We start from the raw sequence: 18,933 nt of genomic DNA on the forward strand, positions 1-18,933 counted from the left end.
CACCAAGTCGCGCGCTCACCCGGAGCCCGCCCACACAGAGGAAACGATCATGAAACTCATGCAGCGCTCGATCGCCGTAGCGATCGCTCTCGCCGCCGTCACCGCGGGCGCCACGGCGTGCTCCGACGACACCTCCGAGTCCAGCAGCTCCACCTCGGCGACCACCTCGGCGATGGCGAGCAGCAGTACCTCCGCGTCCGCGTCCTCGGGCCTGGTCGGCCCCGGCTGCCAGCAGTACGCCGAGCAGGTGCCGACCGGTGCGGGTTCGGTCAGTGGCATGGCCCAGGATCCGGTCGCGGTGGCGGCCTCCAACAACCCCCTGCTCAAGACGCTGACCGCGGCGGTCTCGGGGCAGCTCAACCCGCAGGTGAACCTGGTCGACACGCTCAACGGCGGCCAGTTCACGGTGTTCGCGCCGGTCGACGCCGCGTTCGCGAAGATCCCCGCCGCGACCATCGATTCGCTGAAGACCGATTCGGCCACGCTCACCAAGATCCTGACCTACCACGTGGTGCCCACCCAGATCGCGCCCGACAAGATCGCGGGCACGCAGAAGACGGTCGAGGGCTCGGAGGTGACCGTGACCCGCAGCGGTGACACCATCAAGGTCGGCGACGCCTCCGTCATCTGCGGCGGTGTCAAGACGGCCAACGCGACGGTGTACCTCATCGACACCGTCCTGATGCCGCCGGCCTGACCGGTCGCTGGTGCCCCGATGCCGGAACATCCACGCGTGACCACGATCTCGTGGCGCCGGGCGGCCCTGGCGGGCGTGCTGGCCGCGGCGACGGTGCTCGGTGTCGGGCACCTCGTCGCGGTGTTCCTCGCGCCCGCCGCGTCGCCCTTCTACGCACTCGGGGCGACCATGGTCGATCTCACCCCGCACCAGCTGAAGGATGCCGCGATCCGGCAGTTCGGCAGCCACGACAAGCAGGTCCTGTTCGCGAGCATGGCCGTGGTGATGGTGCTGGGTGCGGTGCTCGCGGGCCTGCTGGAGCGGCGGCGGCCGCTCGGGAGCGCGCTGCTGCTCGTGCTCGGCGGCGTGACCGTCGTGGCCGCCCTGCAAAGACCCACGGCCACAGCGGTGTTCGCGATCCCCGCGCTCGTCGGCACGGTGGCCGGTGTGGTGGTGCTGCGGGTCCTGCGGCCCGGGCTGGACGTCGCTTCGGACGGCCTATCCCGCCGCCGATTCCTGGTCGCCGCAGCGGGTTTCGGTGTGCTGGCGGTCGGCGCCGGGGTCGCCGGGCAGTGGTTGAGCACCCGGCTGCGGGACGTGGTGGCCGATCGTGCCCGGTTCCTGCTGCCGCGCGCCGCGCCGCCGGCCCCGCTGCGGGCCGAACCGCGGGTCGCGGGGCTCACCCCGTTCCGCACCCCGAACGATCGCTTCTATCGGGTCGACACCGCGCTGCAACTGCCCGCTCTGCTCAGCGCCGACTGGCGCCTGCGCATCCACGGAATGGTCGATCGCCCGGTCGAACTGGACTTCGACGACCTGCGCCGTCGCACGGCGGTCGAACGCGTCATCACCCTGACCTGTGTCTCCAATGAGGTCGGCGGCGACCTGGCGGGCACGGCCTCCTGGCTGGGCTACCCCCTCGCCGATCTGCTCACCGAGGCCGGTGTGCGCCCGGACGCCGACATGCTGCTGTCCCGCAGCGTCGACGGATTCACCGCGGGCACACCGCTTTCGGAGATTCTCGACGGTCGCGACGCCCTGCTCGCGATCGGCATGAACGGCGAGCCGCTGCCGATCGAGCACGGCTACCCGGCCCGCCTCCTCGTCCCCGGCCTCTACGGCTATGTCTCGGCGACCAAATGGGTGATCGATCTCGAGGTCACCCGATTCGACCGGGCCACGGCCTACTGGACCGACCGCGGCTGGGCCGCCCGCGCCCCCATCAAAACCGCCTCCCGCGTCGACGTCCCGCCGGCGTTCGCCACCCTGCCCGCCGGCCCGGTCACCGTCGCGGGCGTCGCGTGGGCCCAGCAGCGCGGCATCACCGCCGTCGAAGTCCAGGTCGACGACCAGCCCTGGCAGCAGGCCACCCTCACCGCCGAATACTCCCGCGACACCTGGCGCCAGTGGACCTGGCAGTGGCCCGCCACCCCCGGCACCCACACCCTGCGCGTCCGCGCCACCGACGGCTCCGGCCAGGTCCAGACCGACCAGCGCACCACCCCCTTCCCCGACGGTTCCACCGGCTGGCACAACCGCGTCGTCACCATCCGCTGACTGTGTCGCGCAGGGGTGGGTGCGCCGGTGAACGGCCCCGGGCGCACCGGGACCGTTCACCGGAATCCCTAGGTCCGGTAGCGGAACAGAATCCGGCCGCGGGTGAGGTCATACGGGCTCAGTTCCACCAGCACCCGGTCCTGCAACACGATCTTGATGTAGTTCTTGCGGATCTTACCCGCGATGTGCGCGAGCACCCGGTGCCCGTTGTCGAGTTCGACGGTGAAGGTGGCATTGCGCAGGCATTCGACGACGGTGCCCTCGATCTCGATGCCGCCCTTGATCTTTCCGGTCATCGCAGCACCAGCTCGAGGGTGCAGGTCGCGCGCCGCGCGCCGATGCCGTCGAACAGCGCGGTCGCCGCCGCATTGGCTTCCTTGACATCGGTGGTGGCCGAATCGATTCCGCGACGGTGCAGGCTGTCGAGCGTATGGGTCAGCAGCGCGCGGGCGATGCCCTGACGCTGCTGCTCGGCGCGAACCGCGAGCAGCGCGATCCGCGGTGACCGCCGGACCGCGACGCTTCGGATCAGGCCCACGTATCGACCGGATCGCACTGCTACCGCGTAGTTCTCGGGATCCAGCACGGTATCCCCGGCCAGCCGGGGCCACACGTCGGCGGGCATGTCCCGCCACGAGCCGAGTTCCGAGCGGATCGCGCGATCCAGCTCGCCGAGCGGACCGGGTTCCGCGGCCCCGGCGGGCAGAATGGTCAGATCCGCCGGGGGCGGCGAATCCAGCCCGCTGACTTGCGGGTCGGTCCGCAGCAGCAGGTGCCATTCCCGATGCTCGGTGGCGAAACCGGTACGCTGCCAGCCCGCCGTCAGGGTGGGGTCGGCCGCGTCGACCAGCGTGTACAGGGGACGCGGCAGTGCGGCCAGCATCGCCTGGGCGAGGGCGTCGAAAACCCGCTCCCGCTGCCAGACATCGATGCCGAGAAAGACCCGGCCGTCGGGCCGCTGCCAGGCGCCGCCGTGGCCGATCACCCGGCCCGCGGCCTCGGCCTGCCACTCGCTGTCGGAAATTCGGGTGATCGTCGCACCGCTGTCGGGTGCCTGAGGTTGTGTATGCATTGTCGTCGCCTTCCGGGAGACCTGGTTCAGGTGCTCCCGGCGACGTCTACAGCGTGCGCCCGACCGTGCTGAGGAGAGGGAGCTCCCACATCGATACAGCGTTCATGGGTCTCACCTCCTCCGGTGACGTCACGGTCCTCGGCAGCTTAATCGCGCACCGGCCACCGCTGCCAGCCATTTTTCCCGCTCCATTCGCGGGCCAGTGTCATCAGCTGTTCGAGATCGGCGTCGAAGTCGCCCGCGCCGAAGGGGGAGCGTGGCACGGCGGCGGGTGCGGCGCCTGCTCGGCGGGCGCTCGCCGCGAGCGCGTAATCCATTCTGCGCACGCCGTTTCCAGCGCCCGGCGGCAGGTAGGGCGCGAGTTGCATGAGCGCGTCCCGGATTTCGACGGACATCCGGATGACCTGGGTGCCGGGTGTGCCGGTCGGGTGCAGCACGATCTCCGGCACCGCCGCGGTCAGATCCCGCCACATCGGTTCGAGCCGGCGGCAGGCGCGGCCGTCCCGGTCCAGGCGCGCCGCGCGAATCAGCGCCAGGGACAACGGAAAAGCCGGTGCGATGCCGTTGATCGCGACGGCGAGGGTGAACGCGAGCTCGGCACGGGGCAGATGTGGTCCGAGCGCCGGCCACGCCGTGGTCATCTGGAGGATCGAGATCAGTTGCGCGCCCCAGACGATCACCATGCTCAGCACCATGCCCGCGCCGACGACCTGTTCGGCCGGCAGCAGATCACCGCGGCGGTATTCGCTCCCGACCATGCGGACGAAGGCCGCCGTATTGATCATGATCGGCACTCCGAAGGCGATCGCCAGCAGGATTCCGTCCCAGGTGCGCCCGATCTCGAGGGCGCGCCCGGCCTCGCGCGCACCCGCACCGGCGATCAGGATGGTCACCATGGCCGGTAGAGCCGCTGCGAGGCAACGATATTCGCGTCGCCGCAGGGCCTCGGAGTCGATATCGCCGCGGCGGACCCCGCCGAGCACATTCAGGTACGCGGTCGCCGTCACGACGCAGCCCAGCGCCAGATCCGTGAGCGGAGAGGGGGCCGCGGTCGCGGCCGCGAGCCGATAGAGCAGCAGGCCCGCGACGCTCCAGGCGAACAACCGGTTGACCAGCCGATCGACGAGTGTGTCGCGGAACAGCAGGGCGCGGCCGGCCACCAGCAGTGCGATCCAAACGGTCACCGCCCAGCCGATGGCCGCGGGAATCAACGATGGCAAGCGGCGTGCACCTCGGTACCGAGCGGAATGTCTTCCCGCGCACCATACGCTGCCGCTCGCCTCAGAGGTCGCCGATCTCCTCCGCGTAGCGGCGTTCCAGGCGATCGATCACCTCGGGTTCGGGCGCTGCCTCGGGCCGCCCGTCCAGAGCGTCCAGCAGTGCGTCGAGGCAGAAGTGGTATCCGGCAGCGGTTCCCGACTGTCCGCGCGGGCCCGGCGTGCCGAACCAGATGGTGCACAGCAGTTGCGAACCGGGGCCGTCGGGGGTGATCTCGAAGCGCAATTGTTCGTCGTCCCAGAGGAATTCGAAGATCCGCGGCGGCTCCCAGGTGAGGATCTTGCCGGGCAGCTCCGGATCGCCGGGATCGACGCCCGACTCCGCCAGTTCGGTTTCGGCGCGCTCGACCGCCTCGGGCCAGAACCGCAGCCGGATCTCCGCGCCGCTGTGGCGTTCGCCCAGAATGTCGGCGGGAAACCAGTGCCGCAGATGCTCGGATTCGGTCAGCGCCCGCCAGACCTTGGCGGGCGGGTGGGTGATCGCGCGCTCGTAGCGGATTCCCAGGCGTTCACCGTCGCGCAGGATCTCGCCGAGCCGTTCGTTCATGTCGGTCATGCTCACTCCTCGGGGTTGTCGGGCATGGTGTCGAGATAGCGTTCGAGATCGTCGAGCCGGTCGGCCCAGATCTCCCGGAACGGGGCCAGCCAGCGGTCGATGTCGCGCAGGCGCGCGGGGGCGAGCCCGTAGTGGCGGCGCGGGCCGTCCACCCGGATCCGGACCAGCTCCGCCGTGCCGAGCATGCGCAGATGCTTGGACACGTTGGGCTGGGCGGTGCCCAGCGCGCCGGCCAGTTCGCCGACGGTGCGCTCACCGTCGCGGAGCAGGTCGAGAATGCGCCGCCGGGTGGGGTCGGCGAGCACTTCGAAAACGTCTCGTGCCACGACGGCAATAATTCCCCTCTAGGCATATTCCTGTCAAGGCATATGCGAGTGTGGTCTCCGGCACCGCGTGTTTGTCCCGGGCGATCCAGGGAAGCCCGCAGGCACTCACCGACGTTTGTGCGATTTCAGGAGGTAGCTCGATGGCCGGATCCACCCGACGCTCGAAGACCCCGCCCGCGGTCCCCGGCGTGCCCGCCAGTGCCGCGGCCACGGCGACCGAACCGACGAAGCCACGCCTGCCCCTGCCGCCCAAACCCGATCAGACCGGACCGGACACCGTCTCGCCGACCGGGAGTTCGACCGGGCTCCCGCAGGACGTGGCGGCCCAGCGCGGCGCCTACCTGACCACGGCGCAGGGCGCCCGGCCCGCCGACACCGATCATTCGCTGAAGGCGGGCCCGCGTGGCCCGATCCTGCTGCAGGACCACCATCTCCGCGAGAAGATCACCCATTTCGACCACGAGCGCATCCCCGAGCGCGCGGTGCACGCGCGCGGCGCGGCGGCGCACGGCGTGTTCGTCGGCAACGGAGCCGCCTCGAAGATCTGCTGCGCGTCCCTGTTCGCCAAGGGCAAGGAGACGAAGGTCTTCGTGCGCTTCTCCACGGTGCTGGGCTCGCGCGGCTCCGCCGACACCGTGCGCGACACCCGCGGCTTCGCCACCAAGTTCTACACCGACGAGGGCGTCTTCGACCTGGTCGGCAACAACATCCCGGTGTTCTTCATCCAGGACGCGATCAAGTTCCCCGACGTCGTGCACGCCGCCAAACCGCACCCGGACCGTGAGATCCCGCAGGCGCAGAGCGCGCACGACACGTTCTGGGATTTCGTCACCCTGCACACCGAGGCGACCGCGCACACCCTGTGGAACATGTCCGATCGCGGCATCCCGCGCTCCTATCGCATGATGGAGGGCTTCGGCGTGCACACCTTCCGGCTGCTGAACGACGCGGGGGAGAGCGTGCTGGTGAAGTTCCACTGGAAGCCGAAACTCGGTGTGCACTCGCTGCTGTGGGAGGAGGCGCAGCTCGCGGGCGGCATCGATCCGGATCTGCACCGCCGGGATCTGGCCGATGCCATCGAAGCGGGCGCGTTCCCGGAATGGGACCTCGGCATCCAGGTCTTCCCGGACACCGAAGAGCAGATGTTCGAGGGCTTCGACCTGCTCGACCCCACCAAGATCGTGCCGGAGGAACTGGCTCCGGTGCAGATCATCGGCACGATGACGCTGAACGCCAACCCCACCAACTACTTCAGCCAGACCGAACAGGTCGCCTTCCATCCCGGTCACCTGGTGCGCGGCATCGACGTCACCAACGATCCGCTGCTGCAGGGCCGGCTGTTCTCCTACATCGACACCCAGATCATCCGGCTCGGCGGCCCGAATTTCGCTCAGCTGCCGATCAATCGCCCGCACGCCGAGGTGAACGACATGCTGCGCGACGGCATGCACCAGACCGCGGTGCACACCGGCGTCGCGCCGTACCGGCCGAACAGTCTCGACGGCGGATGCCCGTTCCTGGCGGGCTCGAAAGAGGCGGTGCAAATCGAGTTCCCGGAGGTGGTGAGCGGCCAGAAGGTGCGCGCGGCGGCGGCCAGCTTCGACGACCACTTCAGTTCCGCGCGCCTCTTCTACGCCAGCCTCACCGAGATCGAACAGGACCACGTCGCCAAGGCGTACACCTTCGAGCTCGGCAAGTGCTACGAGAAGGCGATCAAGGAACGCGCCGTGGCGGTGCTGCGCGAAATCGATGAGGATCTGGCCCGCACGGTGGCGACCGGCCTGGGCTTGAAGCTGAGCGGCAAGCCCGCGAAGCGGGCGAAGGTGACCGCCTCCCCGGCGCTGTCCCAGCTCGGGCGGACCTGGCCGGCCGACGGCCGCCTCATCGGCGTCTTCGCCGACGAATCCACCGATCTCGCCGACCTGGCCGCGACCGTCGCGACCATCGCCGGGCAGTCGATGACGCCGCTGGTCATCGCCCCGCACGGCGGTGAATTGGGTTCCGGCGCAAAGCAGGTCGTGATCTCGCGCACGCTCGACACCGCCCGCTCGATCGAGTTCGACGCGATCCTCGTCGCGAGCACGGTTCCGGACCCGCGCCTGAGCCTGCTGATCCAGGAAGCGCACCGCCATCTCAAAGCCATCGCCTACACCCCGGCGGGCGAGGCGGCGATCTCGGCGGCCGGCATCGCGGGCAAGTCGGCGGGCGTGCAGTCCGCCGCGACCGTCGCCGACGCCTTCGACGCCCTCGCGGCCCTGCTTCCCGAACACCGGGTCTGGGCCCGCGCCGCCGAATATCCGAACTGATTCGGGAATCGACCGCCCGTCCGGTGTCCCGGACGGGCGGTCGGCCGTTCTCGCAACCCCGAAGATTCGGCGAAGATCAACTGGGGTACCCCTCCGGCATGGCTGACGCGATCGCCACTGATACAGGCCACGAGGCTTCGAGTATCGAAGGGGTAACGCCGATGACCTTTCCGAACCCGCACACCATACGGCTGTACCAGAACCTTTACGACTGCCTATCCGACCCGGGTGAACTCGATCTGTTCGATGCGCTGCGCGCAGCGGATATCCACCTGGGATGTTCCGAACGCTGTCATCCACGGCGGCGCGCGCAGCAGAGCATCGATGCCGTGCGCACCGGCGAGGGCGACGCGGAGTGCCCGCTGGAGGAGCGTCAGTAGTCGAGTGCGTGCTCGGGTTGGCAGACGTCCATCGGTGACGGCAGATAGCGGGCGATCGCGTCCAGGAGCGGGCCGAGTTCGGCCCCGCACAACACCGGTACGACGTCGCCGATCCGGGTGAGCCGGCGAAGGCGCCGGTGCAGCTCGGCCGGCGGGATCTCGGGCACGGCGCCCGGCGCGGTCACCGCGGCGATCAGCGTGCGATACGAGCGCTCGGCGAGTTCCCAATCGGGCCCGTAGATTTCGACCGCCTGCGGTTCGAACGCCGAGACCCGCGTCAAATCGATGACCGCGCCGCCGCGCGGCACCTGGAGCAGCACCGGAACCGCGCCGCGGATGTCGGCGAGCGCCCGGACGCAGCGGGCGAAGTCGGCGCCGGGCCGATCCAGGCCCTCGATCAGGCACAGTCGCGCGACCTGATGGTCGTCGGCGGCGCGCAACATGGTGGCGAGCCGCGCGGTGGGGCCGACAGCTGCGTCCATGACGGCGATCACCCCGTCGGCGACCCGGATTTCCCGCTCCAGCTCCGCGACCGAGGTCTGCCTGGACACCGCGGTCAGCCGGATGGTGTGCTCGACTCCGTCTGTCGCCCAATGGGTCTCGGCCGCCGCCGGGCCGCCGAGCCGGTGTAGCGGCCCGGCCGTCGCCCCGAACAGGGTGACATTGCGGATCGACTGCGGTTCAACAGCTTTGGTGCCCATCGGGTTCGGTACTCCAGGTCGACATGGGAATGCCGTCGCATCCTCGATCGGTCCTCACCGTACCGCCGCGGCCGGATCTCCGGAGCCCGTTTCCGCCCCCAATTAGAACGTGTTCCTATTACGATCGACTCCGTGCAGAAAGAACAACGCCCCGCCGTGGCGGACTGGTTCACCACGGAAGACGGCGCGATACGTCTCCGGGGAACCCGCTGCAACGAGTGCGGCACGCCGTTTTTCCCCCGGAACACCCTCGCCTGTCGCAACCCGTACTGCGCGGCCCCGAAGGACGGTTCCGAACTCGCCGAATACCTGTTCTCCACCCGCGGCCGGATCTGGTCCTACGCGGACGCGCGCTACAAGCCGCCCGCACCCTACGTCTCGCCCGACCCCTTCGAGCCGTACGTGGTCGCGGCCGTCGAGCTCGAGGTCGAGCAGATGGTGATCCTCGGGCAGGTGGTGCCCGGCTTCACGGTGGACGACCTGGCCGTCGGGATGCCGGTCGAGCTGGCCCTCGGCACGCTCTACACCGACGAGGAAGCAGAGCACACCGTGTGGATGTGGAGGCCGGTCAATGACTGACACGAACGATCGCGACATCGCCGTCCTCGGTGCGGGCATGCACCAGTGGGGCAAGTGGGGCCGCAACTTCGTCGAATACGGCCTGGTCGCGGCGCGCGCGGCCCTGGCCGACGCCGGACTGAGCCACCTCGACGTCGACTACATCGCCGGCGCCGACACCATCCGCAACGGCTACCCCGGCTTCGTCGCCGGCGCGACCTTCGCCCAGGCCCTGGGCTGGTCGGGCGCCCGGATCTCGAGCAGCTACGCCGCGTGCGCGTCCGGCGCGCAGGCCATCGCCAACGCGCGCGCCCAGATCCTGGCCGGGCTGTCGGACGTGGCGCTGGTCATCGGTGCGGACGCCACCCCGAAAGGCTTCTTCCAGCCGGTCGGCGGCGACCGGCGCGACGATCCGGACTGGCTGCGCTTCCACCTGCTCGGCGCCACCAATCCCATCTACTTCGCCCTCTACGCGCGCCGCCGCATGGCCATCCACGGCGCCACCCTCGACGATTTCGCCGCGGTCAAGGTCAAGAACGCCAAGCACGGCCTGAACAACCCCTACGCCCGCTACCGCAAGGAGGTGACGGCGGAGGAGATCGCCGCCTCGGCCGTCGTCTCGGATCCGTTGCGCCTGCTCGACATCTGCGCCACCAGTGATGGCGGCGCCGCCCTCGTGCTGACCTCGATGGACTATGCGCGCCGCCACGGCATCGCCGATCCGGTCCGGATCCGCGCGCTCTCGACCGTCACGCCGACGTTCCCGAAGACCGTGCTCGATCTCCCCGATTTCGCGACCGATTCCGCGGTGGCGGTGGAAACTCCGCCGCAAGCGTTCCGGTCCGCGATCGCGCGGGCCGCCTACGAGGAGGCCGGGCTCGGCCCCGAGGACCTGTCCTTCGCCGAGGTGTACGACCTGTCCACCGCGCTGGAACTGGACTGGTACGAGGACATCGGCCTGTGTGAGCCGGGCGCCGCCGAAAAGCTGCTGCGCAGCGGGGCCACCACACTCGGCGGCCGGGTGCCGGTCAACCCGAGCGGCGGCCTTGCCTGCTTCGGCGAGGCCATTCCGGCCCAGGCCATCGCCCAGATCTGCGAGCTCACCTGGCAGTTGCGCGGGCAGGCCGACGGCCGTCAGGTCGCGGACGCCCGGGCCGGCATCGCGGTCAACCAGGGTCTGTTCGGGCACGGCTCGGCCGTAATCGCCACCCGCTGAGGCCACCTCCCCTCCGGCCCGGCCGGAGGGGATCGGTCTGCGATGTTCGGCGCGCGGAGTGAATCGCGAAGCCGCCCTGCGCCGATCCGGTCCGGTGGCCGCGCACACTTGCGGCACACATTTCGGGACAGGAGGCGATGATGCAGGCAGTGCGTTTCACCCGGTTCGGTGGTCCGGAGGTGCTCGAACTCGTGGAGCTGCCCGATCCCCATCCGGGACCCGGCGAGATCCGGATCGCGGTGCGCGCGGCCGGTGTCAACGCCAGTGACTGGAAGAAACGCCAGGGCCTGATGGACCCCGAGCTGCCCCAGACCCTGGGGTACGAGGCCGCCGGTGTCGTCGACGAACTCGGCGCGGGCGTCACCGATGTCGCGGTCGGCGACCGCGTCTACGGGTTCTCCGCCGCCGGGGCCGCGCAGGCCGAACTGGCGGTGCTGGCGCACTACGCGCCGATACCGGCCGCGCTGGATTTCGCCGCGGCGGCAGCGCTCCCGGCGGCCGTCGAAACGGCCACGCGCGCACTGGATCAGCTCGGCGTCACCGCCGGCAGCACGGTACTGATCAACGGCGCCTCCGGCGGCATCGGCAGTGCGGCGGTGCAATTGGCGGTGGCGCGCGGCGCGCGCGTGATCGGCACCGCCGGGCCCGCCAATCACGAGTACCTGCGCGCACTCGGCGCGGAACCCGTCGCCTACGGCCCGGGCATGTCCGAGCGCGTGCGCGCGCTCGGCGGCGTCGGTCTCGCCCTCGACGTGGCGGGCAGCGGGGTGCTGCCCGAGCTGATCGATCTCACCGGCGGGGCCGAGCACGTCCTGACGGTCGCCGATTTCGAGGGAGCGCGGGCGCACGGCGTCCGGTTCAGCCGCGGCGACAGCGGCCGGGCGCTGCACGCCCTCGACACGCTGGGCGAACTGATCGCCTCCGGGCGTTTCGCGGTGCCGCGCACGCGGACCTTCGCGCTGTCCGATGTCGCCGAGGCGCACCGCGTGGGCGAACAGGGGCAGGTGCGCGGGAAGCTGGTCCTGCTGGTGGGCTGAGGTCAGGGCGCGAGGCGGGCTACGGCGCCGGTTTCCAGCGCGGCCCACACCGCGCCATCGGGCCCCACGGTGATGCCGTGCGGTTCGGATGCCGGTGTGGGCAGCTCGAATTCGGTGATTTCGCCGGTGCGGGTGATTCGCCCGAGGCGGTTGGCGCCCCATTCGGTGAACCAGCAGTCGCCACCGGCCGAGGCCACGATGGCGTGCGGTTTGGCGGACGGATCGGGCAGCTGGTGCAGGCGCATCGCGCCGTCGGGCTCGAGGCGGCCGACGCGGCCCGCGGCGATGTCGACGAACCAGAGCGCGTCGGGGCCGCTGGTGATGCCGACCGGTGCGCCGGCCTCGGGCAGCGGGTACAGGGTGGTGTCGCCGTCGACGGTGACGCGGGCGACGGCGTTGGCCTGGTTGAGGGTCAGCCACAGGGCGTCGTCGGGGCCGCGCGTGATCATGGAGGGGAATCCGCCCTGAACCGGAAGATCGACGTAGGTGATCCGGCCCTGCGCGTCGATCCGGCCGACCCGGTCGGTGCTCATCTCGGTGAACCACATGGCTTCGTCCGGCCCGGCGCAGATGCCGTACGGGCTACTGCCCGAGGGCAGTTCGAACGAGGTCACCTCGCCCTCCGTGGTGATGCGGCCGATCCGGTCGTCACCGTAACGGCTAAACCACAGGGCGTCGTCCACGCCGGGGGCGATCACGGTCGGCCGGCATCCGGCGGCTCCGGCCGGAAACCGCCGCAGCGCGCCGTCCACGGTCAGTCGGGCGATCTCGGCGCTCTGCACCAGGGTGAGCCAGAGCGCGCCATCCGGGCCGGTGGTGATGCCGTAGGGCCCGGCCTCGGCCTCGGAGACCTGGATCTCCCGGATACTCGGTCGGTCGGCTGCGCTGCTCACTGCTCTCCCTGTCTTCGGCGTCATCTCGCCACCGACGCTATCGGACTCACGCGGGCGCGTAGGGATCGGTGATCTCGCGCAGCAGGGTCATCGCGCTCTTCGCACGCCACCGTCGCGACGGAAGCCGATTGTGCGCCAGCGATATCGAATGGACCCACGGCACACACGGTGATGTCAGCGGTGGTGTCAGCCGGGTGTCAGCTCGGCATCAGTGGGTGCGGTGAAAGTAGGTGCATCGAAGAAAACGACCGGAACCCCAGCGGTTCCGGACCCCACCGAGGAGAACATCATGTCGATCACCGTCACCGTCACCGATCAGGACAAGAGCATCGTGCGGACCGCCGCTTACGGCGCGGTCGGGCTGCTGGCCGCCGCGGGCGCACCGCACAAGGGCATCGGTCGGGGTTCGATCGCGCTGACCTCGGCGACCGGTCTGGTCGGGCACGTCTTGTCGGCGAAGGCGAAGGATATTCGCCTGCCGGGCAAGAACGTGGCCGAGCTGGCCGATCAGGTGCTTCCGGCGCTGACCGCGGCGATGGGTGCGCTGGCGCAGTATCCGGGAGAGGCCGAGAACTTCCGCGGCACCGTGCTGGTGGCTGTCGAGGCCGCCGGGCAGGGCAAGTCGAACCCGGCGGTGGCGGCGATGGCGGCCAAGATCACCGCGGCCCTCGACGCCTGAGTTGGTCGGTCCCGCTGGTGGCGAGGTGCAGGTTCGAATCTCATGAACTAGACGTCCTCCTCGTCGATCCGCCGCCGGATCCCGTCGACGGACCGGTCTTTGGGGATGCGCGGTTGCCACGCAATCGCTGCGATGGCCACCACCAGCGGCAGACCGAACACCACGATCCATCCGAGGAGGAGCCAAGCGCCAGTCATCGAATCTCGCTGTACGAAATGGATTTCAGCTCGACGAACGTCGCTTTGCAGGGCGCATCCGCAACAACCAGTAGAGCACCGGCGTGGAGTTCGCCTGCGAGCGCCGGGTTCTGCGCATCTTCAACTTCGCATGGTGCGGGGCTCATCCCTTGCCCTTCCGCCGTCCGGAATGGTCGGTCGCATGGCCCATATCCGCTGCCACCGGCGCCGTAGCTGAAAAGAGCCTGCCAGTGCGCGCATCACTCGGTGTCCCACACTGGGACAACGCACGTAGCATTGCTTTGTCCATGCCATCGAGGGAGCGCACTGATGAGCGACGACCAGAACGCGGACCGATACATCGGGCAGCGAGTGCGTCAGATCCGAGCGCGGCGGGGAATCTCGCAGCAAGTGCTAGCCGACCGGACTGGACTCAGTCGCGGCGCGATCGCGAAGTTCGAAAACGGCGAACGGCCGATCGACTCACGCCGAACCTTGCTCGCCCTGGCTGCGGCGTTACGGGTCACCACCGGCGACCTGACCGGACACGAACAGGACAGGCTCGACCCCGCCACCGCTGGGTTCCACACAGTCGTTCCAGAACTAGAAACGGTGCTGTGGGCGCGTGGCAATGTCACCGACGATCGGCCGCCGGTCGACCTGTCAGGGTTGGCAGCACTCGCCCGCAAAGCGACTCGGCTGCGCAATGACTGTGATTACGCTGCGCTCGGGCCGTTGCTCGTGCCGATGCTGGTGGACTCCTACCGGCACGTCAGAGATACCGATTCCGAGCAATCGTGGGACATACTCGCAACGATCGCTTACGGCGTCGCATCGGCCTTGAGGGCACGTGGATACCATGCGCTCGCTTGGACGGCGGCGCAGGAATCCGAACGCGCTGCCATACATACGGGAAGTGCCGCCGCGATTGCCGCCGCAGCCTTCAGTCAGGGACAGATTCTGCTGTCGCGGCCCGGCGCGCTACCCGCCGCATTGGCCACAACACTGGAGACGGCTGAGAAAATCGCCCCCGGGGTCCGCACAAAGGGGGAGGTCGAGACCTACGGGATGTTGCATCTCCAAGGCAGCATCGTTGCGGCCACGATGGGGCGCGATCCGGCTCCACACCTTGCCGAAGCGTCAGAGCAGGCAGCCAGGCTCGCCACAGCCGAACCCAATACCTCTGCGGCAGGCAATGAGTCTTTCGGCCCTGCGAACGTTGTCCTGTGGCGGATGTCGGCTGCAATGGAACGTCAGGAGCCCGGGCAGGTGCTGACCCTTGCGCCGACGTTGTCGCCGGACGATCTGCCCAACCAGGGCCGGCGCGCTCAGTACTTCGTGGAAATCGGCAAAGCTCACGCGATGGAGAGAAACTATCGAGAATCGCTGTATGCGCTCCTGCGAGCAGAACACACAGCGCCGCAGCATATTCGTACTATGTCCGCCGTGCGCGAACTCGTCGGTCATATGATGCGAACTACGCGCCGCGACCTCACGACTGGTGAACTCGGAAAGCTGGCGCAGCGAGTCGGGGTCGTGCCTGTTTAAGTCGCATCCGTATGTTCGTCCGACTGCATCACCGTTTCGCTTTGTTGCCAATATGGCTCGCGGAGCCATGTCCGTCGGTTCCTCGGATGCGCACGACGAGCCCCGACGAAAGTCGGGGGTACTTCTGGTTGGTCGGGGGAGGCGGTGGGGGTCGGGGGTTTCGTAGCGTGATCTCATCGGTCGAATGATCGGAGGATGAGGTGGCGCACGGGTGGCGGTGGCTGGTGGCCGTGGTGTTCGGGCTGGTCGTGGTGGTGGTGGCGCCGATGTGCAGGGCGCAGGAGGGGGTGGCGGGGGAGGCTGTCGCGCGGGTGGTCGCCGATTTCGCGGGTAAGGCGGGATATCCGGGGGTCGCGGTCGCCGTCACGCAGCGGGATCGGGTGCTGTACGCACGGGGATACGGTCGTGATTCGGCCGGTGGGGTGGTGTCGGAAGGGACGCCGATGCCGGTTGCCTCGGTGAGCAAGGCGTTCACCGCGCTGGCGGTGCTGCAGCTGGTGGAAGCGGGCCGGGTGCGCCTGGATGATCCGGTGCGGCAATACCTTCCGGAGTTTCGGCTCGCCGATGGGCGCGGCGCGCGGATCACCGTGCGTCAGCTGCTGAACCAGACCTCCGGCATCACCGATCAGACGCTGCGGGAGAAGAGCCTGCCGCAGCCGGAGTCGCTGGCGGAGGCCGTCGTGCGCGCGCGGCAGGCGAAGCTGAGCGCCGAGCCCGGCGCGGAACATGCCTACACCAACACGAACTTTCACCTCGCGGCGCGTCTGGTGGAGGTGAGTGCCGGGGTGCCGTTCGCGGAGTACCTGCGCGACCGGATATTTCGGCCGCTCGGCATGCGCGACACACTGAGCATCGATCAGACGCCGCGCGATCTGCCGCCGCAGGTCCGCCAGGGCCACGTATACGCGTACGGTGCGTCGATCGCGCGCGCCGAACCGCTGCGGTTCGTCGGCGGCTCGGACGGAATCATCACGACCGCAGCGGATTTGGCACGCTGGCTGATCATGCAGAACTCCGGGGGCCTTGCGCCGGACGGCCACCGGCTGCTCTCGGCGGAGAACTTGGCGCTCATGCACGAGGCGTCGGACCCGAGCCGGAGCTATGGGCTGGGCTGGCAACGAGATTCGGCGGGGCGGGTGCGGCACAGCTGCGTGTGGTTCACCTTCACCGCGAGCCAACTGTTGCTGCCCGGCGGGTACGGCATCGCCGTGCTCGGCAACAGCGGCATCGGCCTGGGCAACGAGGGCACCGACCAGCTGGCCGACGCGCTGGCCCGACTGGTCACCGGCGGTGCACCGGGGTCGTTCCCGCCGATGCGGCCGATCGTGGACGCGCTCTTGGTCGTAGGCACGGTGGTGTGCGGGGCGTTCGGTATCCGGGCGGTGCGCCGGGCCCGGCGCTGGGCGAACGCGCGGTCCGGAAAGCCGCTGTGGCGCACCGTGCTCCGACTCGCGCTACAGCTGCTGCCCCTGGCCTTGCTGATCCCGCTGCCGGCCCTGCTCGGCCTGGTCTTCGGGGGCGGGCGCGACCTGACCTTCGAGCAGCTGACCTACTTCTCGTTCCCCTTGGTCGTGTGTCTCGCCGTGGCGGTCGTGGCCAACGCGGGCGTGCTGGGCGCACGCGTAGCGGCCTTCTCGCGACCGGCGCCGACCACCGGGCTCAGTCGTGGCGAAGCGTGAGGATCGAGATGTCCGGCGGCGCGGCGACCCGGACCGGCGGGCCCCACGCACCGACGCCGCGCGTCGTGTAGCGCTGCATCTCGCCGACCTGGTCGAGCCCGAACACGGTGCCGTTGACCCAGCCCACGACATAATTCAGCGGCCACATCTGCCCACCGTGGGTGTGGCCGGAAATCTGCAGGTCGACGCCGTGCGCGGCCGCGTCGGGTCCTTGCAGCGGCTGGTGTGCGAGCAGCATGAGGAACCGATCGGGCCGGTGCCCGGCGACGGCCGCGTCGATGTCGGGCCCGTACGGGTCCGGCGCGGCGAAGTCGTACACGCCCGCGATCTCCAGTGTCGCCCCGTTGACGGCGATCTCGGCGCGCTGATTGCGCAGGGTCCGCACACCGAGCGTCTCCCAGTAGTTCATCCACTCGGCGACACCGTCGACATAGCCCTCGTGATTGCCCGCGACCGCGAACGTGCCGTACTTCGACCGCAGGTCCGCGATCGGCGCGATGTCCGCGCCCACGAACTCGACCGAGCCGTCGATCAGATCGCCCGGCAGCACGATGACGTCGGCGCGCTGCTCGTTCGCGAGGTCGACGACCCGCCGGGTGAACGCCGCGCCGCGCGCCGCGCCGACATGGATGTCGGAGACCACGGCCACCCGCAGCCCGTCCAGCTCGGCCGGCAGCTTCGCCGAACGCACCTCGACCTGGACGACGCGCGGATGGTTCGCTTCGTACACGCCGTAGGCGACGGTCCCGACCGCCGCCACGACCAGCACCGCCGACAGCACCCGCACCAGGCGCAGCCGTCGCGGGAATTTCGCGAGCCGGGCGATCAGCAGCACCAGCCCGAGCACCAGCAACCCGAGCAGCAGATAGAACATCACGGCCGCCCAGGTCGCCCCGAGCCACACGATCGGCCGAATCGGCCTGGGGGAGTAGGCGCTACCCGCGCCCAGCGCGACGAGCACGGTCAACCACAACCCGGCCAGCAGCACCGCGCCGGCCTTCCGCACGGGCCCGGGCACCGCCGTGGCGCGCAGGAGACGACGGTAGAAGAGCCAGTGGATCAGAGCGAGCACTATGCCGCCGATGACAATTCGCAGCACGAGCCGCCCTTTCGGTACTTCCACGCCGGAGCGGTCCCCACACCGACGATTTCGGCGCGGGGTATCGCAGACGAATCCAGGTCGACAAGCGTAGTCCGTACGCCGTCTCAATCAGCGGACGGACGTCGGCCGGGCGATCGAAGCCCGGGCCCCGCCCCGTGCCGCACGGCGACTCGGGAGTGTCGGCAATCTTTCGGCAAACTTTCATCGGATAATTCCGCACGTGGAACTGAACCGGAGATCACTGCTGGCCGTGGCCGCCGCACTGCCCCTGCAGACCCTCGTCCTCGGTCGCGCGGCAGCGGCGCCGACGGTGGCGCCCGTGACCACCCCCGGAGTCCGCTACACCATGGTGACGTTCACCAACAACAGCCAGATCGACCTGTACGTCTACGAGTCCGCCGACGCCACCACCTTTCAGCTGCTGCGGGGCGCGGCGTACCGCCCGCCCGGCGCGGACCCGTCGACCCCGGCGACCGACCCCACCGACCGGGGCTCGCTGCTGCGCGATCCGAGCCTGTTCCGCCACGAGGACGGCAGCTACTACGTCGTCCACACGACCGCCTGGGACGGGAACTCGCTCGGATTCGCGCGCAGCGACGACCTGCTGACCTGGACCCACCTCTACGACTACGAGGTGCCGATTCCCGATGTCCGGCACGCCTGGGCTCCGGAATGGTTCCGTGACCCGAGCGGCCGGATCGCCGTGCTGGTCTCGCTGAACACCGGCGCGGGCTTCACACCGCACGTGATGACGGCCGCCGACCCCGAACTGCGCACCTGGACGACGCCCACGCCGCTCGCGGGCCTGAACCCCAATCCCGGCACCGAACTCGGCTACATCGATACCACCGTCGTGCACCACCTCGGCCGCTACTACGCCTTCGTCAAGAACGAGCAGACCAAGTTCGTGGAACTCGCGGTCGCCGACCAGCTCGACGGCCCCTACACCTTCGAGCAGACCGGCGACTGGGCCGGCTGGGGCGGCCCGCGCGAGGGACAGTGCGTCATTCCCCTGCCCAACGGCGGCTGGCGCATCTTCCTCGACGCCTACAACCTCGACGACCCCACCCAGGGCTCCTACCTCTACAGCGACAGCTACGCCGACTTCACCGGCTGGACCCGGCCCGAACCCCTGCCGGGAGTGTCGGGCTTCATCCGGCACGGCACGGTGCTGGCCGAATACCGCTGACGCCT

At 69.5% G+C, this 18,933-nt stretch carries 20 protein-coding genes; 11 read left to right on the plus strand and 9 right to left on the minus strand.

Annotated features, from left to right (window positions below; all coding sequences use genetic code 11):
• Window positions 1–49 precede the first annotated feature (49 nt).
• Entirely contained in the window at window positions 50–697 is a 648-nt protein-coding gene (locus tag AB0I43_RS16680; protein WP_356979396.1) for a fasciclin domain-containing protein, read from the plus strand.
• Window positions 698–733: 36 nt separating this feature from the next.
• Window positions 734–2,233: a molybdopterin-dependent oxidoreductase gene (locus tag AB0I43_RS16685; RefSeq protein WP_356979394.1), complete on the plus strand. Its 1,500-nt coding sequence runs from the start codon at window positions 734–736 to the stop codon at window positions 2,231–2,233.
• A gap of 68 nt (window positions 2,234–2,301) precedes the next feature.
• On the opposite strand, the gene infA is transcribed toward AB0I43_RS16685, so the two are convergent.
• The 5 genes from infA to AB0I43_RS16710 form a co-directional block, all read right to left on the minus strand.
• Window positions 2,302–2,529, minus strand: a complete 228-nt coding sequence (gene infA, locus AB0I43_RS16690) for a translation initiation factor IF-1 (RefSeq protein ID WP_356978556.1) — start codon at window positions 2,527–2,529, stop codon at window positions 2,302–2,304.
• Window positions 2,526–3,305, minus strand: a complete 780-nt coding sequence (locus tag AB0I43_RS16695; RefSeq protein WP_356978554.1) for a GNAT family N-acetyltransferase — start codon at window positions 3,303–3,305, stop codon at window positions 2,526–2,528. Before AB0I43_RS16695 ends, infA begins: the two co-directional genes overlap by 4 nt.
• A 146-nt stretch (window positions 3,306–3,451) precedes the next feature.
• Window positions 3,452–4,525 carry an MAB_1171c family putative transporter gene (locus AB0I43_RS16700; protein WP_356978552.1) on the minus strand — a complete coding sequence of 358 codons (1,074 nt, stop codon included), beginning with the start codon at window positions 4,523–4,525 and terminating at the stop codon, window positions 3,452–3,454.
• Window positions 4,526–4,586: 61 nt separating this feature from the next.
• Window positions 4,587–5,138: an SRPBCC domain-containing protein gene (locus AB0I43_RS16705; RefSeq protein ID WP_356978550.1), complete on the minus strand. Its 552-nt coding sequence runs from the start codon at window positions 5,136–5,138 to the stop codon at window positions 4,587–4,589.
• Between the two features lie 2 nt (window positions 5,139–5,140).
• Window positions 5,141–5,464 carry a metalloregulator ArsR/SmtB family transcription factor gene (locus AB0I43_RS16710; RefSeq protein WP_356978548.1) on the minus strand — a complete coding sequence of 108 codons (324 nt, stop codon included), beginning with the start codon at window positions 5,462–5,464 and terminating at the stop codon, window positions 5,141–5,143.
• A gap of 140 nt (window positions 5,465–5,604) precedes the next feature.
• On the opposite strand from AB0I43_RS16710, the gene AB0I43_RS16715 reads away from it, so the two are divergent.
• Window positions 5,605–7,770 carry a catalase gene (locus AB0I43_RS16715; protein WP_357432432.1) on the plus strand — a complete coding sequence of 722 codons (2,166 nt, stop codon included), beginning with the start codon at window positions 5,605–5,607 and terminating at the stop codon, window positions 7,768–7,770.
• 98 nt (window positions 7,771–7,868) lie between these two features.
• Window positions 7,869–8,150, plus strand: a complete 282-nt coding sequence (locus AB0I43_RS16720; protein WP_356978544.1) for a hypothetical protein — start codon at window positions 7,869–7,871, stop codon at window positions 8,148–8,150.
• Here the strand turns inward: AB0I43_RS16720 and AB0I43_RS16725 are convergent.
• Window positions 8,144–8,851, minus strand: a complete 708-nt coding sequence (locus AB0I43_RS16725) for a GTP-binding protein (protein ID WP_356978543.1) — start codon at window positions 8,849–8,851, stop codon at window positions 8,144–8,146. The two genes, AB0I43_RS16720 and AB0I43_RS16725, sit on opposite strands and share 7 nt — an antisense overlap.
• 156 nt (window positions 8,852–9,007) lie before the next feature.
• Between AB0I43_RS16725 and AB0I43_RS16730 the strand changes: the two genes are divergently transcribed.
• The 3 genes from AB0I43_RS16730 (at window position 9,008) to AB0I43_RS16740 (ending at window position 11,662) form a co-directional block, all read left to right on the plus strand.
• The gene (locus AB0I43_RS16730) at window positions 9,008–9,430 is read left to right on the plus strand and encodes an OB-fold domain-containing protein (RefSeq protein WP_356978565.1); all 423 of its coding nucleotides are present in this window, start codon (window positions 9,008–9,010) and stop codon (window positions 9,428–9,430) included.
• Entirely contained in the window at window positions 9,423–10,625 is a 1,203-nt protein-coding gene (locus tag AB0I43_RS16735) for a lipid-transfer protein (protein ID WP_356978541.1), read from the plus strand. Before AB0I43_RS16730 ends, AB0I43_RS16735 begins: the two co-directional genes overlap by 8 nt.
• Window positions 10,626–10,765: 140 nt before the next feature.
• Window positions 10,766–11,662, plus strand: a complete 897-nt coding sequence (locus AB0I43_RS16740) for an NADP-dependent oxidoreductase (RefSeq protein ID WP_356978539.1) — start codon at window positions 10,766–10,768, stop codon at window positions 11,660–11,662.
• A gap of 2 nt (window positions 11,663–11,664) precedes the next feature.
• Here AB0I43_RS16740 and AB0I43_RS16745 read toward each other — a convergent pair whose 3' ends face one another.
• The gene (locus AB0I43_RS16745; protein ID WP_356978564.1) at window positions 11,665–12,519 is read right to left on the minus strand and encodes a virginiamycin B lyase; all 855 of its coding nucleotides are present in this window, start codon (window positions 12,517–12,519) and stop codon (window positions 11,665–11,667) included.
• Between the two features lie 325 nt (window positions 12,520–12,844).
• Here AB0I43_RS16745 and AB0I43_RS16750 point away from each other — a divergent pair, with 325 nt between their 5' ends.
• Window positions 12,845–13,234, plus strand: coding sequence for a hypothetical protein (locus AB0I43_RS16750; RefSeq protein ID WP_356978536.1), 390 nt, complete (start codon window positions 12,845–12,847; stop codon window positions 13,232–13,234).
• Window positions 13,235–13,281: 47 nt separating this feature from the next.
• Here AB0I43_RS16750 and AB0I43_RS16755 read toward each other — a convergent pair whose 3' ends face one another.
• Window positions 13,282–13,431 (minus strand): hypothetical protein, encoded by a 150-nt coding sequence (locus AB0I43_RS16755; protein ID WP_356978534.1) that lies wholly within the window; start codon window positions 13,429–13,431, stop codon window positions 13,282–13,284.
• Window positions 13,432–13,740: 309 nt separating this feature from the next.
• Between AB0I43_RS16755 and AB0I43_RS16760 the strand changes: the two genes are divergently transcribed.
• Window positions 13,741–14,958 carry a helix-turn-helix transcriptional regulator gene (locus tag AB0I43_RS16760; protein ID WP_356978532.1) on the plus strand — a complete coding sequence of 406 codons (1,218 nt, stop codon included), beginning with the start codon at window positions 13,741–13,743 and terminating at the stop codon, window positions 14,956–14,958.
• 200 nt (window positions 14,959–15,158) lie between these two features.
• Window positions 15,159–16,637: a serine hydrolase domain-containing protein gene (locus AB0I43_RS16765; RefSeq protein WP_357432433.1), complete on the plus strand. Its 1,479-nt coding sequence runs from the start codon at window positions 15,159–15,161 to the stop codon at window positions 16,635–16,637.
• Here AB0I43_RS16765 and AB0I43_RS16770 read toward each other — a convergent pair.
• On the minus strand, window positions 16,618–17,736 hold the full coding sequence (locus AB0I43_RS16770) for a metallophosphoesterase (RefSeq protein ID WP_357432434.1): 1,119 nt from the start codon (window positions 17,734–17,736) through the stop codon (window positions 16,618–16,620). The two genes, AB0I43_RS16765 and AB0I43_RS16770, sit on opposite strands and share 20 nt — an antisense overlap.
• 223 nt (window positions 17,737–17,959) lie before the next feature.
• Between AB0I43_RS16770 and AB0I43_RS16775 the strand changes: the two genes are divergently transcribed.
• Window positions 17,960–18,928: a glycoside hydrolase family 43 protein gene (locus tag AB0I43_RS16775; RefSeq protein ID WP_357432435.1), complete on the plus strand. Its 969-nt coding sequence runs from the start codon at window positions 17,960–17,962 to the stop codon at window positions 18,926–18,928.
• Window positions 18,929–18,933 lie beyond the last annotated feature (5 nt).

The sequence above is a fragment of the Nocardia sp. NPDC050435 genome, assembly GCF_040655395.1.
Taxonomy (GTDB): domain Bacteria; phylum Actinomycetota; class Actinomycetes; order Mycobacteriales; family Mycobacteriaceae; genus Nocardia.

Excerpts from the sequence above, each read along its gene's own strand:
- AB0I43_RS16680 (WP_356979396.1), top strand. The coding sequence starts at position 50 with ATGAAACTCATGCAGCGCTCGATCGCCGTAGCGATCGCTCTCGCCGCC.
- infA (WP_356978556.1), bottom strand. The coding sequence starts at position 2,529 with ATGACCGGAAAGATCAAGGGCGGCATCGAGATCGAGGGCACCGTCGTC.
- AB0I43_RS16695 (WP_356978554.1), bottom strand. The coding sequence starts at position 3,305 with ATGCATACACAACCTCAGGCACCCGACAGCGGTGCGACGATCACCCGA.
- AB0I43_RS16705 (WP_356978550.1), bottom strand. The coding sequence starts at position 5,138 with ATGACCGACATGAACGAACGGCTCGGCGAGATCCTGCGCGACGGTGAA.
- AB0I43_RS16715 (WP_357432432.1), top strand. The coding sequence starts at position 5,605 with ATGGCCGGATCCACCCGACGCTCGAAGACCCCGCCCGCGGTCCCCGGC.
- AB0I43_RS16720 (WP_356978544.1), top strand. The coding sequence starts at position 7,869 with ATGGCTGACGCGATCGCCACTGATACAGGCCACGAGGCTTCGAGTATC.
- AB0I43_RS16725 (WP_356978543.1), bottom strand. The coding sequence starts at position 8,851 with ATGGGCACCAAAGCTGTTGAACCGCAGTCGATCCGCAATGTCACCCTG.
- AB0I43_RS16735 (WP_356978541.1), top strand. The coding sequence starts at position 9,423 with ATGACTGACACGAACGATCGCGACATCGCCGTCCTCGGTGCGGGCATG.
- AB0I43_RS16740 (WP_356978539.1), top strand. The coding sequence starts at position 10,766 with ATGCAGGCAGTGCGTTTCACCCGGTTCGGTGGTCCGGAGGTGCTCGAA.
- AB0I43_RS16750 (WP_356978536.1), top strand. The coding sequence starts at position 12,845 with ATGTCGATCACCGTCACCGTCACCGATCAGGACAAGAGCATCGTGCGG.
- AB0I43_RS16755 (WP_356978534.1), bottom strand. The coding sequence starts at position 13,431 with ATGACTGGCGCTTGGCTCCTCCTCGGATGGATCGTGGTGTTCGGTCTG.
- AB0I43_RS16760 (WP_356978532.1), top strand. The coding sequence starts at position 13,741 with ATGAGCGACGACCAGAACGCGGACCGATACATCGGGCAGCGAGTGCGT.